Annotated in this window: 13 protein-coding genes; 10 read left to right on the plus strand and 3 right to left on the minus strand. The window is 65.1% G+C overall.

Annotated features, from left to right (window positions below):
* The first annotated feature begins 83 nt into the window (after positions 1-83).
* From AC13EK_RS21210 to AC13EK_RS21220, 3 genes are read left to right on the plus strand one after another with little or no spacing between them, the layout of a single operon-like run.
* Positions 84-1016, plus strand: a complete 933-nt coding sequence (locus AC13EK_RS21210) for an alpha-E domain-containing protein (protein ID WP_004212140.1) — start codon at positions 84-86, stop codon at positions 1014-1016.
* Between the two features lie 20 nt (positions 1017-1036).
* Positions 1037-1903, plus strand: coding sequence for a transglutaminase family protein (locus AC13EK_RS21215; RefSeq protein ID WP_069337198.1), 867 nt, complete (start codon positions 1037-1039; stop codon positions 1901-1903).
* Positions 1904-1930: 27 nt separating this feature from the next.
* Positions 1931-2668, plus strand: a complete 738-nt coding sequence (locus AC13EK_RS21220; protein ID WP_010339932.1) for a proteasome-type protease — start codon at positions 1931-1933, stop codon at positions 2666-2668.
* A gap of 12 nt (positions 2669-2680) precedes the next feature.
* On the opposite strand, the gene AC13EK_RS21225 is transcribed toward AC13EK_RS21220, so the two are convergent.
* Positions 2681-3397 carry an alpha/beta hydrolase gene (locus tag AC13EK_RS21225; protein WP_069337199.1) on the minus strand — a complete coding sequence of 239 codons (717 nt, stop codon included), beginning with the start codon at positions 3395-3397 and terminating at the stop codon, positions 2681-2683.
* Positions 3398-3598: 201 nt separating this feature from the next.
* On the opposite strand from AC13EK_RS21225, the gene trxB reads away from it, so the two are divergent.
* The gene (gene trxB / locus AC13EK_RS21230) at positions 3599-4561 is read left to right on the plus strand and encodes a thioredoxin-disulfide reductase (RefSeq protein ID WP_004212146.1); all 963 of its coding nucleotides are present in this window, start codon (positions 3599-3601) and stop codon (positions 4559-4561) included.
* 201 nt (positions 4562-4762) lie between these two features.
* Here trxB and AC13EK_RS21235 read toward each other — a convergent pair whose 3' ends face one another.
* Both AC13EK_RS21235 and AC13EK_RS21240 read right to left on the minus strand, forming a co-directional pair.
* Positions 4763-5050: an acyl carrier protein gene (locus AC13EK_RS21235; protein WP_069337203.1), complete on the minus strand. Its 288-nt coding sequence runs from the start codon at positions 5048-5050 to the stop codon at positions 4763-4765.
* Positions 5051-5077: 27 nt separating this feature from the next.
* A complete protein-coding gene (locus AC13EK_RS21240) occupies positions 5078-6082 on the minus strand; it encodes a GNAT family N-acetyltransferase (protein WP_069337204.1) in 1005 nt (334 codons plus the stop codon).
* A 48-nt stretch (positions 6083-6130) separates the two neighbouring features.
* Between AC13EK_RS21240 and AC13EK_RS21245 the strand changes: the two genes are divergently transcribed.
* The 6 genes from AC13EK_RS21245 (at position 6131) to AC13EK_RS21270 (ending at position 13759) form a co-directional block, all read left to right on the plus strand.
* The gene (locus tag AC13EK_RS21245) at positions 6131-7678 is read left to right on the plus strand and encodes an acyl-CoA ligase (AMP-forming), exosortase A system-associated (protein WP_069337205.1); all 1548 of its coding nucleotides are present in this window, start codon (positions 6131-6133) and stop codon (positions 7676-7678) included.
* On the plus strand, positions 7675-8907 hold the full coding sequence (locus AC13EK_RS21250; RefSeq protein WP_069337206.1) for a pyridoxal-dependent decarboxylase, exosortase A system-associated: 1233 nt from the start codon (positions 7675-7677) through the stop codon (positions 8905-8907). Before AC13EK_RS21245 ends, AC13EK_RS21250 begins: the two co-directional genes overlap by 4 nt.
* A 130-nt stretch (positions 8908-9037) precedes the next feature.
* Entirely contained in the window at positions 9038-9682 is a 645-nt protein-coding gene (locus AC13EK_RS21255; protein ID WP_010339939.1) for an XrtA/PEP-CTERM system exopolysaccharide export protein, read from the plus strand.
* 2 nt (positions 9683-9684) lie between these two features.
* Complete coding sequence (locus AC13EK_RS21260; protein WP_004212152.1) at positions 9685-11205, plus strand: XrtA system polysaccharide chain length determinant; 1521 nt, start codon at positions 9685-9687, stop codon at positions 11203-11205.
* A 14-nt stretch (positions 11206-11219) separates the two neighbouring features.
* Positions 11220-12158 (plus strand): AAA family ATPase, encoded by a 939-nt coding sequence (locus tag AC13EK_RS21265; RefSeq protein ID WP_069337207.1) that lies wholly within the window; start codon positions 11220-11222, stop codon positions 12156-12158.
* Entirely contained in the window at positions 12155-13759 is a 1605-nt protein-coding gene (locus tag AC13EK_RS21270) for a TonB-dependent receptor (RefSeq protein ID WP_069337208.1), read from the plus strand. Before AC13EK_RS21265 ends, AC13EK_RS21270 begins: the two co-directional genes overlap by 4 nt.
* Positions 13760-13772 lie beyond the last annotated feature (13 nt).

Consider the following 13772-nt stretch of genomic DNA (forward strand, 5'->3'; position numbering starts at 1 on the left):
ACCGCCTCCTTCCTTCCGATTGCCCCTGATGATGCCGGGCCGGGCGCAACGACGTCGGCCCCCACGGTGAAAAGAGCCAAGACATGCTGAGCCGGACCGCCGAAAATCTCTTCTGGATGGCGCGCTATATGGAGCGCGCAGAAGCCACCGCCCGACTGCTGTCGATGGGGCAGCGCATGGCGATCCTGCCGGGTGCGCATCATCGCGACGAATGGCGATCGGTCGTGCGTGCGACCGGCGCCGGGCATCAGTTTCCCGATGGCGTCCCGGTGACGGAAAGCGATGTCGTGTCCTTCCTGATGCTGGACGCCGACAATCCCAGCTCGATCCGCTCCTGCCTGCTCAAGGCCCGCGCCAATGCCAAGTCGGCGCGCACCATGCTGACCCAGGACATGTGGGAGGCGCTGAACGACGGCTGGCGCAAGCTCGACAGCTATGACGTGGCCGAGGCCAAAGCGCAGCTGCCGGCGCTGATCGACTGGGTGAAGACCCGCGTCATGACCTTCCGCGGCGCGGCCCATTCGGGCCAGCTGCGCAATGAGGGCCATGATTTCCTGCGCTGCGGATCGGCGCTCGAACGAGCACAGATGACGCTGCGCCTTCTCGATGTAAAATATTATGTGCTGCTGCCCGAGACCGAGGTGATCGGCGGTAATCGCGACCATTATCAATGGACGTCGGTGCTCTATGCGCTGTCGGGCGCGCGCGCCTATCATCATGTCTATGGCGGCACCTACACGCCCTGGCAGATCACCGACTTCCTGATGCTAAACCGGCTGTTCCCGCGCAGCGTCGCCTATTGCTGCGACCAACTCGCCTATCGGCTCAACCGGCTGGCCGGCTGGCACAATGCGCGCGGCACCTGTCATGACACGGTGAAGCAACTGGTGAGCGAATTGGAGGAACTGGACGCCGGCGAGATTTTCCGCCGCGGCCTGCATGAAACGGTGCAGTACAGCCTGATGATGAGCAACCGGCTCGGCGTCGAGATCGCCGAAACCTATCATTTCGGCTGAAGGGGGAGGGGAAGCGCGCCATGAAATTGCTCGTCCGTCACCAGACCGTCTATGGCTATCCCGCCTCGGCCGGCCGCGTCGCCATGCGGCTGAAGCTGGTGCCGGTCGATACGCCGGGCCAGAAGGTCCATGACTGGCAGGTCAGCATCAATGGTGAGGCGCTGACCAATTTCCGTCCCAACAGCTATGGCGAGATGGAGGCGGTGTGGGTCCGCCATGATAGCCTGAACGAGGCGGTGATCGTTGCCGAGGGGCTGGTCGAGACGCGCGAGACCCATGGCATTGGTGGCTTGCCGCAATGCCGGGTCGATGCCCGCTATTTCCTGCGCGACACGGCGCTGACCAGGGCGTCCGATGCGATCCGCGCCATGGTTGCCGCCCTGCCGGAAGGAGACGGGCCGCTGGCGCAACTCCATGCCCTGTCTGCCGCGATCAGCGATGCCGTCCAGTATCGGCCGGGCATGACCGGTGCCGACACGACCGCGGCGCAGGCCTTCGCGCTGGGTGCTGGCGTGTGCCAGGATCATGCCCAGATATTCCTTGCCGGTGCGCGCCTGCTGGGGGTGCCGGCCCGCTATGTCTCGGGCTATCTGCTCGCGTCCGAAGGCGATCTGCTGCACGAAACCCATGGCTGGGCCGAAGCGCTGGTGCCGGGGCTGGGCTGGGTCGGATTCGATCCGTCCAACCGCGTCTGCGTCACCGAACGCTATTTGCGCTTGGCCAGTGGTCTGGATGCCGACGAAGCTGCCCCGATACGGGGCTCCGTTAAGGTCGCGGGCGATATCAGCATTGACGCCGATGTCCGGATCGCGCAGGCGGAAGACGGAGTCGAGGAACGGCAATTGCAACGCCAGCAACAGCAGAGCACGCCCACGCCCCGCTCCTAGGGTAGAGATAAGCAGGACTTCGGGGCGATGACCTATTGTGTGGCGGTACGCGTGGACCAGGGGCTGGTCATGCTGTCGGACACCCGGACCAATGCGGGCATGGACAATATTGCCCGCTTCCGGAAAAGCTTCACCTATCATGTCGAGGGTGAGCGGGCGATCACCTTGCTCTGTTCGGGCAATCTGTCGATCACCCAGGGTGTGAAGACGATGCTGTCGCGCGCGATCCGCGAGGCGGAGAGCGACCCCGAGGTCGAAACCATCCTCAATTGCGACACGATGCACCGCGCGGCGCAGCTGGTGGGCGACGCGATGCGCACCATGCAGGGCCGCTATCGTGAGAGCATCGCCATGGATGGATCGGCCGCCAGCGCCTCGATCATGATCGCGGGCCAGCGCAAGGGCGGCAAGCCGCGCCTTTACCTCATCTATTCGGCCGGCAATTTCATCGAGGCGACCGAGGACACGCCCTTCTTCCAGATTGGCGAGCATAAATATGGCAAGCCGATCCTCGACCGCATCATCCAGCGCGAGACGAGCCTGGAGGACGCGACCAAGGCAGTGCTGGTGTCGATGGATTCGACCCTGCGTTCCAACCTGTCGGTCGGCATGCCGCTCGACCTCACCGTGATCGAGACCGACATGTTCGACTTCCGCGTCCGCACCCGGATCGAGGCGGACAATGAGGAATTCGCCATGATTTCGCAGGGCTGGTCCGCCGCCCTGCGCAAGGGGTTCGAGGATCTGCCCAACGTCCTAGATTAAGGGGAGGGGGCTCTAGCCCGCCACCTCCAGCAACATGGTAGCGACCGCCTTCGGCTCGGTGATCATCAGGTCATGGCCGGTATCGATCTCGAAATTGCGATGGCCGTCCAGCTGGCGGGCGCGGGCCTCCTCCGGGCTGTTCTGCAACGCATAGGTGCAATTGATATTGGTGCGCGGCAGGCGAAACGCCGCGTCGCCATTTTCCAGCCGTAGCGGCTGGCCGAAACATTTCCACGGATGCGGCGTCAGCCGCGCCTCGGTCCAGGCAACATCGGCCGGATCGGTGATGCCGAAGAAGCCCGCCATGCCGGGGAAGGGCCACATCACCAGTTCGATCCCGTCGACGGTGCGGCCCATGGCACGGGTCGGCTCCATCTGCGCCGGTGCCACTATTTCCAGCGATTCCCCATCCCTGGGATGGGCGGCATCCAGATAGACCAGCTCGCGGATGCGCTCGGCCGCGCGATCGGCGACGCCGGTGATCACCATCCCGCCATAGCTGTGCCCGACTAAAATGACATCCTCCAGCCCCTCGAACGTCATCAGCGCCACCACATCCTGGATATGCGTGTCGAGATCGATGTCGGCGTTGAGCAGATGGGCGCGCTCGCCAAGGCCGCTCAGCGTCGGGCAATGGACCTCATGCCCCGCCGCGCGCAGCCGCCGCGCGACCTTCTGATAGCACCAGCCGCCATGTCCCCCGCCATGCACCAGCAAGAATGTCGCCATGCTCCGTCTCTCCAATGCCCTATCGATCCGCTATTTGTGATATATCATGGATCATAAGGCAACGCGGCTTGTGCAACGCCGAGGCGATGCTGCGGCTCAAGCTTTGGCCGTCCCAAGCAAATCTCCTGCCCAACTCCTGCTTGCGCGGGGGCTGGCAGGGCCTATCTCTGGCGGCCACACGAATCGCAGCTGGAATTATTGATGACCGCCACCCACTCCACCCGCATGCTCATTCTCGGTTCCGGCCCGGCCGGCCTGTCCGCCGCCATCTATGGCGCGCGCGCGGGCCTGGCGCCGATCGTGGTGCAAGGTATGCAGCCAGGCGGCCAGCTGACCATCACCACCGACGTCGAAAATTATCCGGGTTTCAAGGATGTGATCCAGGGCCCTTGGCTGATGGAGCAGATGCAGGCCCAGGCCGAACATGTCGGCGCGCAGATGATGTATGACCAGATCGTCGATGTCGACCTGTCCGAACGGCCCTTCAAGCTGAAGGGTGACAGCGGCACCCTCTATGTCGCCGACACGCTGGTCATCTGCACCGGCGCCCAGGCCAAGTGGCTGGGCGTCGAGGGCGAGGAGCATCTGCAGGGCAAGGGCGTCAGCGCCTGCGCCACTTGCGACGGCTTCTTCTATCGCGGCAAGAAGGTCGTGGTCATCGGCGGCGGCAACACCGCGGTCGAGGAGGCGCTCTACCTCACCAACCACAGCCATGACGTGACCCTGATCCATCGCCGCGATTCGCTGCGCGCGGAAAAGATCCTGCAGCAGCGCCTGCACGCCCATCCCAACATCAAGGTGCTGTGGAACAAGGCAGTCGACAAGTTCGTCGGCGGCGGTACGCCTGAAGGTCTGGTCGGCGTCGATCTGATCGACACCGTCACCGGCGAGAAGTCGCACGTGCCGACCGATGGCGGCTTCGTCGCGATCGGCCACCACCCCGCGACCGAATTGTTCGACGGCAAGCTGCCGCTCGACGAAGGCTATATCGTGGTGGAGAAGGGCACGACCCACACCGCCATTCCGGGCGTCTTCGCGGCCGGTGACGTGACCGACAAGATCTACCGCCAGGCAGTGACCGCAGCCGGCATGGGCTGCATGGCCGCCCTCGACGTCGAACGCTTCCTCGCCGAAGCCGACTTCGAGCAACTGGTCGAAGCGTAAGAGCCTGTTTGAAAAATCGCGAAAGGGCGATTTTTCAGTACGGTTCCGGCCCGCTCCCCCGCCCAACCACCCGACAGGATGACACTGGGTCGGGCGGTTGGGCGGGGGAGCGGGCTGGAACCGGCTTCCTCAAACGGACTCTAAAAAAAAGGGCTGGGCCGGAAACGGCTCAGCCCGAACTTTTTTGGGACAGGGCGGTCTTTAGCCCAGCTTGGCGCGCAGGAACGCGACCAGCGTGCCGAAGGTCTCGAACGTGTCGCCGTCGATATCCTCATCCTCGATCAGGATGTCGAAGCGATCTTCCATTTCGGTGAGCAGGCCGGCAACAGCCATCGAGTCCAGCTCGGGCAGGGCGCCGAACAGCGGCGTTTCGGCCTCGAACGCATCGGCCCGCTCCTGCGACAGGCTCAGTACGTCGCGCAGCAGCGCCCGCACCAGGGTTTCGATATCGTCTGTCCGGTCGACCGGCTGAGTGGTTTGCGCCCGCATGATGGCGGCTATCTAATGGCTCGCCGCCTATCCGACAAGCGCGGAAATGCAGGTGCGCGCGGCGGGAATCCAGCTGGATGCGCGGCGCGGATTGAACAGGTCGATCTGATGGAGCGGAATGCGCTCGTCCATCCACTCGCGCTTATAGTCATTGTCACCGGTGCCATAATCGATCGTCGCGACCCGATCCTGGTCGATGGCATGGGCGAACATCGCATGGCTCAGCAAGGTGCCGGGCGATCCTTCGTCCTGGGTGCTGTCATGGGCCAGCTTGTGGATCAGCGCCGTGCCATGCTCCACCGTCCATAATTGGGTTGCCACGGCGCGGCCGTCCAGCCGGGCAAAGCCCAGCCGCAAGGTGCCGGCATCGCTTTCCCGCTGCGCCAGGACGCGCAGGAAGTTGAGGCCAGGCTCGGGCGCCTTCCAGCTATGCGCCTGGACATCGACATAATCCTGCCACAGCGTATCGGTCAGCTTGTCATGGATGCTGAGGTCGTAACGGCCCAGCCGGGCCTTGCGCCGCACCTGGTTGCGCAACCGGCCGGGACGCTGCGCCCAATAGCTGGCAAAATCCCGGCCATCGACGTGCAGCAGATATCGGCCGCCCATCGGCCTCTGTACCGCGAACCAGCCGGCGCGGCGAAAGGCGCCGATCAGCGGGCCGGGCAGGGCAAGCGGATAGAGGTTGATCTGCGCCTGATCGCGCAGCAGATGGCGGGCGATATTTTCCAGCAGCCGGGCCTGTTGCCGCGTGTCCGGTGCCCCGAGAAAAATGGGGCTCCAGGCGAAACTATACCAATTGGCAAGGGCAGTTAGGCGACGAGCCGAGGGCGCGAGAAGGAACAACCAGGCCTCGCAGGCGTCCTCTGTCTGTTGGAACACCCTGAGCGGGGTGTCGCCAAGGCAAAGGGGGTGCAATGTTTCAAACCAGTCCAGCCGGTCGAACAGGCTGTCGATATGAGCGCGGTCCATCCGGCCGCCGATCGCCGACCGCACTTCCGACAGCGTCCGATATTCCCTTGGGACCAGCAACCTATTATCTCCCGGCACCTTAGCTGCCCTTAGGACCTAATTCTGGACATGACGTTAAGCGACCCCCTGTTGGCTTCCAAGGCGCCAATCGACGATGCCGATGTGCAGCCGATAGACCATCTGCTGCTGCGTGGCGATCCGGAACGGCCGGCGCTGGCGGGGCGATCGGGCGCGCAGGATTATGCCGAACTGGAACAGGCCCTTGGTCGCCTCGCCGGATGGCTGGCGGGCTTTGGTCTCGCGCCCGGCGCACGGGTCGCCAGCTGGGTGGCCAAGGGGCCGGTCGCGGCGCTGATGCCGCTCGCCGCGCCGCGCGCGGGGCTTGTCCATGTCCCCATCAATCCGCTGCTCAAACATGCGCAGGTCGCCCATATCCTGGCCGACAGCGGCGCGGCGCTGCTGATCGGCACGGCCAGCCGCCTGTCGACGCTTGCCTCGGATGATGTCCCGGCCGGCTGTCATCTCCATCGCGAGGATGATGCGGCCGCAGGGATGAGCGGCGGCGCGGCATTGCCGCCGTCCGATGCCGCGCCCGATGCTCTGGCCGCCATCCTCTATACCAGCGGATCGACCGGCCGGCCCAAGGGAGTGATGCTCAGCCACGCCAATCTCTGGCTCGGCGCGGTGTCGGTGGCCCATTATCTGGAGATGGGGCCGGAGGACCGGACGCTGTGCGTGCTGCCCTTCAGCTTCGACTATGGCCAGAACCAGCTGCTTTCGACCTGGTATGCGGGCGGCTGCGCCTACCCTCTCGATTATCTGACCCCGCGCGACGTGGTGAAGGCGGTCGATCGCTGGGACATCACCACCCTGGCCGGGGTGCCGCCGCTCTGGGTGCAACTCACCGAACTGGACTGGCCCACGGAGATCGCAGCCAAGCTCCGGCGCCTGACCAATAGCGGCGGGGCACTGACCCGGCCGCTGGTCGCGCGGCTGCGTGCGCTGTTCCCGCAGGCCGATCTCTATCCCATGTATGGCCTGACGGAAGCCTTCCGCTCCACCTATTTGTCGCCTGCTCTGGTCGACAGTCACCCGGATTCGATGGGGGCGGCCATTCCCTTTGCCGAGATATTGGTGGTCCGTCCCGACGGCACGCTAGCCGAGGATGACGAGCCGGGCGAACTGGTCCATGCCGGCCCGCTGGTGGCGCAGGGCTATTGGCAGGATGCTGCGCGCACCGCCGAGCGCTTCAAGCCCGCCCCGGCCGCCTCGCGCCATGGCGGCACCGCCGTATGGTCCGGCGACACCGTCCGCCGCGACGCGGATGGGCTGCTCTATTTTGTCGGTCGCGACGATGCGATGATCAAGTCGGCCGGCAATCGCATCAGCCCGACCGAGATCGAGGAGGCGGCTGGCGCCGTTCCCGGCGTGGCGGAGGCTGTCGCTCTTGGCGTCAAGGATGAGCGGCTGGGGCAGGCGGTGCTGCTACTGCTGCGCGCCGCCGATGCCAATGTCGGCGTGGCTGTTGCCGCCCATCTGAAGGCCGAACTGCCCAATTTCATGCAGCCGCGCGAGACGCTAGTGCTTGCACAGTTCCCGCGTAACCCCAATGGCAAGATCGATCGAGTCGCGCTGGCCAAGGAGTATGCGTCATGAAGCCCATGGGCCCCATTCCCGCCTGGTTCGCCGAAGAAGAAGGCATGCTGCTGATCGGCGGCTGCGGTGCGGCGAGCCTGGTCGACGAAGCGGGCGACACGCCGCTGTTCGTGTATGACATGGGGATCATCGAGGCGCAGGTGCGTCGCTTCCGCGAGGCGATCCCCAAGAAGATCGATCTTCATTATGCGATCAAGGCCAATCCCTACGCGCCGCTGCTCTCGCGCATGGCGGGGCTGGTCGACGGGTTCGACATCGCATCGGGCGGTGAACTGGCGATGGCGCTGGAGGCCGGCATGGACCCGGCGCGGATCAGCTTTGCCGGACCGGGCAAGCGCAATGACGAACTGGAAGCCGCCATCCATGCCGGCATCACCATCAACCTGGAGTCCGAGGGGGAGGGCGCGCGCGCGCTGACCGTGGCGGAGCGCCTGGGGAAGGTGCCGCGCCTCGCCGTGCGGGTGAACCCGGATTTCGACCTCAAAGGGTCCGGCATGCGCATGGGCGGCGGCGCCAAGCCCTTCGGCGTCGATGCCGATCGCGCGGCCGCGCTGGCGCGTGCGATGATCGATGGCGGCGCGGACTGGCGCGGCTGGCATATCTTCGCCGGCAGCCAAGCGCTCGACCCGATGGCGATCATCGAGACTCAGGCGGCGACCATCGATCTGGCGGCGCGCCTGTCCGACGCCGTCGGCGTCGCGCCGCCGCTGGTCAATCTGGGCGGCGGTTTCGGCATTCCCTATTTTCCCGGTGACGAGCGGCTGGACATCCGGCCGATCGGCGTCGCGCTCGACACCGCGCTCAGCGCGCTGCCCGACATTCTGGCCGACAGCGCATTCGCGATCGAACTGGGGCGCTGGCTGGTGGGGGAGGCTGGCATCTACCTGACCCGTGTGGTCGACGTGAAGCAGAGCCAGGGTGAAACCTTCGTCGTCGTCGATGGCGGCCTGCATCATCAACTGGCCGCCAGCGGCAATTTCGGCACGGTCGTGCGGCGCAACTATCCGATCGCGGTGGCCAACCGCTTCGGGCGCGAGCCGACTACCCAGCCGGTCAATGTCGTGGGCTGCCTTTGCACGCCGATCGACCGGTTGGGCGAAAAGGTCGCGTTGCCGCCAGTCGATGTCGGCGATTTCATCGCGATCTTCCTTGCCGGTGCCTATGGCGCATCGGCAAGTCCCGCGGCCTTTCTTGGCCACCCAAGTCCTCGTGAACTATTACTTGGCTAATCCATGTCCGACAGCAGGCCTAACCCTATCTTTACCCTTTTCCGGCATGACGAGGATGAAGCCATGGGGCTGCACGCGATCATTTTTTCCGGTCGCGCGTCGGCTATGATGGTATGAAGGGGTGAATTTTATGCGTTTCCAGCGGATTTCCAGGCTCCTGATCGGTGCATCGCTGCCTGCGGTGGCCCTGTCGGGCTGCGCTTCGACCAGTTCCGCGCCGCAGCTTCCCCCCGCATCCTTCGTCGCAACCCAGGAAGGGCCGGGCGAGGAATATATCATCGGCCCGCTCGATAACCTGACCATCTTTGTCTGGCGCAACCCGGAACTGGGCGCCAAGGTGCAGGTGCGTCCCGATGGCCGCATCACCACGCCGCTGATCACCGACATGCCGGCCGTCGGCAAGACGCCCAAGATGCTGTCGGATGACATCAAGCTGGCGCTGACCCAATATATCGAAAATCCGCTGGTATCGGTGATCGTCGACAATTTCTCCGGCACCTACAGCCAGCAGGTGCGGATCGTCGGCGCGACCGAAAAGCCGGCTTCCATCCCCTATCGCGCGAACATGACGCTGCTGGATGCCATGATCTCGGTCGGTGGCCTCAGCGAATATGCGTCCGGAAACCGCGCCCGGCTGGTCCGCTTCGACAAGGCCAGCGGCAAGCAGAAGGAATATCAGGTCCGCATCGGCGACCTGCTCAAGAAGGGCGACACCAAGGCCAATGTCATGCTGGCGCCCGGCGACGTCATCATCATTCCGGAAAGCATGTTCTGATCATGGCGGGTCTGTACGACGAACTGCTGGTCCTACTCCACGGCATATGGAGCCGGCGCTGGATTGCGCTGGCCGTGGCCTGGGGCGTGTGCATGCTGGGCTGGCTGGGCGTATCGCTCATCCCCAATGGCTATGAATCCAAGGCGCGGGTCTATGTGAACACCCAGTCGCTGCTAGAGGACAAGATCGGCATCACCCAGGTCCAGTCCCAGCAGGATCTCGACCGGGTGCGCCAGACGCTGCTGAGCGCGGAAAATCTGGAAAAGGTCGTGCGCGGCACCGACCTTGCCCAGACCATTTCCGGACCGCGCGACGTGGCGGGCAAGATCACCACCCTGCGTGAGCATATCACCGTGCTGGCCCAGGCGGACCCCAGCATGATCGACATCAGCGCGACCTCGGCCGACAGCGGCCTGTCGGATGGCGCCAATGCCCGCATCGCCCAGCAGGTGGTGCAGAAGCTGATCGACATCTTCCAGGAAGAAAATCTGACCGGCGGTCGCACTGAGACCCGTCAGAGCCTGGCCTTCCTCGACCAGCAGATCGCCGGTCGCGGCAAGCAGCTCGAAGCAGCCGATAAGCGGCGCGTCGAATTTGCCCAGCGCTATGCCGGCGTGCTGCCGGGCGCCGGCACGATCAGCCAGCGCATGGATGCGGCCCGTCTGGAAATCAACAATATCGATGCCCAGCTGGTGCAGGCGCAGAGCGCGCTCAGCGCGATGAACGGCCAGCTCGCCGGCACCCCGGCGACCCTGCCGGGCGTGGCTGTCGGTGGCGGTGCATCCCCGCTGGCCCAGGCCCAGGCCGAACTCGCCGGCATGCGCGCGCGCGGCTGGACTGCCAGCCATCCCGACGTGATTGCCGCCCAGCGGCAGGTCGACAATCTGCGTCGCCAGGGCGGCGCCAGTGGCGCGGCCGCTGCCGGTACGCCCAATCCCGCCTATCTGTCGATCAAGTCGATGCAGGCCGAACGGGCCGCCACCGTGCAGGCGCTGTCGACCCGCAAGGCGCAGCTTCAGGCCGATCTCAACACCATGACCGCGCATCAGATCGATGAGCCGGGCGTGGCGTCCGAACAGGAAAAGCTGGATCGCGATTATGCCGCGCTCCAGACCCAATATGACAAGCTGCTCGCCGACCGCGAGGAAATCCGCCTGCGTGGCGACGTGAAGACCGAAACCGGCGCGGTGCAGTTCAGCGTGCTTCAGCCCGCCAGCCTGCCGACGGCGCCGGCCGCACCCAACCGGCCGCTGCTGCTGCTGGGCGTGCTGATCCTCGGCATCGGCGCCGGCATTGGCGTCGCTTTCGCGATCGGCCAGCTCAAGGGCACCTTCCCGACGGCCGCCCGTCTGGAACGGGCGGTGGGCATTCCGGTCGCCGGGTCGATCACCCAGGTCGCCAGCACGGCCCAGGTCGCTCTCGACAAGCAGCGGATGAAATGGTTTGCGGGCGCCAGCGGCGGCCTGGCTGCCCTGTGTCTGTTGTTGATCGTCGTCGAATTCATCCAGCGCGGTACGGCGTGAAGGAGCCTGATCCCATGAACCAGCATAGCCCCATCAAGGGCCGCGGCTCGCTGATCGAACGCGCCACCGAGATTTTCGATTTCCAGGCGGCCCTGCGTGGTCGTGCGGCGCCGGCCGTCGATGTGCCGGCCGATGCGCCGCCACCGCCGCCGATGTTCGATCCCGCGCCGCAGGCGCCGGCTCCGGTCGCGTCCGATGAAGCGCCGATCTTCCGCGCACAGGCCTGGACCAGCCCGGCCCAGCCGGTCGATCGCGACCGACTGACCGAAGCCGGCTTCCTGGTGCCCGGCGCGCCGGTCACCGCGATGAGCGAGGAGTTCCGCCTGCTCAAGCGCGGGCTGCTGACCCATCTTCAGGACAATCCGCGCGGCAACCGCATCCTCCTCTGTTCGCCCCATAGCGGCGAAGGGAAGACCTTCTGCGCGATCAATCTGGCGCTCAGTCTGGCGGCGGAGCAGGATCGCGAGATTTTGCTGGTCGATGCCGATTTCGGCAATCCGGGCATCCCCGAAACGCTGGGCCTGCAGGCCGGGCCGGGGCTGATGGATGCGCTCGCCGATCCGCTGGTCGCGATCGAGGATTGCGTGCTGCGCACCGACATTCCCTCGTTGTCCGTCCTTCCGGCGGGGCAGCGCAGCCATGCCGACACCGAATATCTTGCCTCGGCGCGGACCGAAATGCTGCTCCAGCGGCTGACCGAGGGGCGGCCCGACCGCATCATCGTGTTCGATTCCCCGCCCTTGCTCGCGGCCTCGCCCGCTGCCGTGCTGGCCAGCCATGTCGCGGTCGCGCTGCTGGTGGTGCGCGCCGACAAGACGTCGGAAAGCGCGCTGCGGGAGGCGGCTGCACTGCTGAAGGGCGGGGCGCAGGTCCAGTTGCTGCTCAACGCCGTCCGCTATACCGGCGGCGCTCGTCGCTTCGGTTCCTATTATGGCAAGGGCGAGCCGGGATGACCGCGCGTGACCTGATCGCCGGCACCTCGCTGCTGGTGCTTGCCAGTGTCAGCGCCCCGGCGCTGGCACAAGGCACGCCTGCGTCCACCAGGAAGGTCGACGTGACGCCTTATCTGGGCATCGATCAGGTGGTGATGGTGCCGCTCAAGGGCGACGGCGACGTCGTGACCTATACCAATCTCACCGCCGGCGTGACGGTGGAGGTCCAGACCCGCCGGCTCAACGCCGCAGCGGACGTCCAGTATATGCACAGTTTCGGCTGGGGTCACGCGACCGATTCCGACGTACTGAGTGGGATCGCCAATGCCGGCTACAAGCTGACCCCCGAACTCACCCTGCAGGCCGGCGGCATCGCCTCGCGCGTGCGCACCGACGGCTATTCGGGCGCTGCGGCGATCGACAATCGCTACACCAGCCAGATCTGGGGCGGCTATATCGGCCCCAGTTACGCCACGAAGGTCGGCGATCTCGACATCAAGGCTTCCTATCGGCTGGGCTATGCCCGCGTTGACGACGATGTCGATGTAAATGCCCCGGACGCCGCGATCGCCAATGGCTCGTTCGCGCAAAGCTGGACGCATGACCTGAACGGTTCCATCGGCTTTGCGCCGGGCACCATATTGCCGGTCGGCCTGACCGCCAGCGCGGGCTATAGCCGCGAGGATGCCAGCCAGCTCGATCAGCGGTTCGAGGATGTCTGGGGCCGGGTCGATGCGATCATGCCGGTTTCGCCCACGGTCGCGCTGCTCGGCGGCATCGGCTATGAGGATATCGAGATCAGCCAGCGCGCGCCCTTGCTGGACGAGGATGGCGTGCCGATCATCCGCAATGGCCGCTATGTCACCGACAAGAGTTCGCCACGCGAGCTTTATTATGATTTCGGCGACCTGATCTGGGATGTGGGCGTACTGTGGCGGCCCAATCGCCGTACTTCGCTCAAGGCGACGGTGGGCGAACGCTATGGCGGCATGTCCTATCAGGGCCAGTTCACCTGGCAGGGGCGCAACAGCAGCATCGGCATCGCCGTGTTCGACGGCATTGAAAGCTTCGGCCGGATGATCACGGCGGATGCGGCCGCCTTCACCGGCACCAACCTGATCGTGCCGCGCAATCCGTTTACCGGCGATCTCACCGGCTGCGCCTTCTCGCCGACCGGCGGGGGCGAATGCTTCAACGATGCGCTGGCCGGCATCACCGGCGCCAATTTCCGCTATCGTGGCGTTGCCGGGCAATATTCCACCCGGCGCGGCCCCTGGGGCTTTGGCCTGGGCGGCGGCTATTCCAACCGCAAGTTCATCACGCCGACGACCCAGAGCGTGCTGATCAGCGGTACCCACGACCAGAATTGGTATGGCAATGGCACCGTCACCTATGCGTTCAACGATCGCGATTCGTTGGATACGGCGGTCTACATCAATTATTTCGATGCCAGCGGCGCCCGTGCCGATGTCTTGAACTATGGTGCCTTCACAAGCTATTTCAGGGGCTTGACCAGGAAACTTACGGCATCGGCTTCGCTCGGCGTCGATGCGGCGAAGGCGGATGATTTTGACACGCTGATCAACGCGATGGGCCAGGTCGGCCTGCGTTACAGCTTTTAAGGGAATTCCGGTT

Source organism: Sphingobium sp. L-44 (assembly GCF_056859495.1).

Coding starts and splice junctions, on each gene's coding strand:
- AC13EK_RS21210 (WP_004212140.1), top strand. CDS start 84: ATGCTGAGCCGGACCGCCGAAAATCTCTTCTGGATGGCGCGCTATATG.
- AC13EK_RS21215 (WP_069337198.1), top strand. CDS start 1,037: ATGAAATTGCTCGTCCGTCACCAGACCGTCTATGGCTATCCCGCCTCG.
- AC13EK_RS21220 (WP_010339932.1), top strand. CDS start 1,931: ATGACCTATTGTGTGGCGGTACGCGTGGACCAGGGGCTGGTCATGCTG.
- AC13EK_RS21225 (WP_069337199.1), bottom strand. CDS start 3,397: ATGGCGACATTCTTGCTGGTGCATGGCGGGGGACATGGCGGCTGGTGC.
- trxB (WP_004212146.1), top strand. CDS start 3,599: ATGACCGCCACCCACTCCACCCGCATGCTCATTCTCGGTTCCGGCCCG.
- AC13EK_RS21235 (WP_069337203.1), bottom strand. CDS start 5,050: ATGCGGGCGCAAACCACTCAGCCGGTCGACCGGACAGACGATATCGAA.
- AC13EK_RS21245 (WP_069337205.1), top strand. CDS start 6,131: ATGACGTTAAGCGACCCCCTGTTGGCTTCCAAGGCGCCAATCGACGAT.
- AC13EK_RS21250 (WP_069337206.1), top strand. CDS start 7,675: ATGAAGCCCATGGGCCCCATTCCCGCCTGGTTCGCCGAAGAAGAAGGC.
- AC13EK_RS21255 (WP_010339939.1), top strand. CDS start 9,038: ATGCGTTTCCAGCGGATTTCCAGGCTCCTGATCGGTGCATCGCTGCCT.
- AC13EK_RS21260 (WP_004212152.1), top strand. CDS start 9,685: ATGGCGGGTCTGTACGACGAACTGCTGGTCCTACTCCACGGCATATGG.
- AC13EK_RS21265 (WP_069337207.1), top strand. CDS start 11,220: ATGAACCAGCATAGCCCCATCAAGGGCCGCGGCTCGCTGATCGAACGC.
- AC13EK_RS21270 (WP_069337208.1), top strand. CDS start 12,155: ATGACCGCGCGTGACCTGATCGCCGGCACCTCGCTGCTGGTGCTTGCC.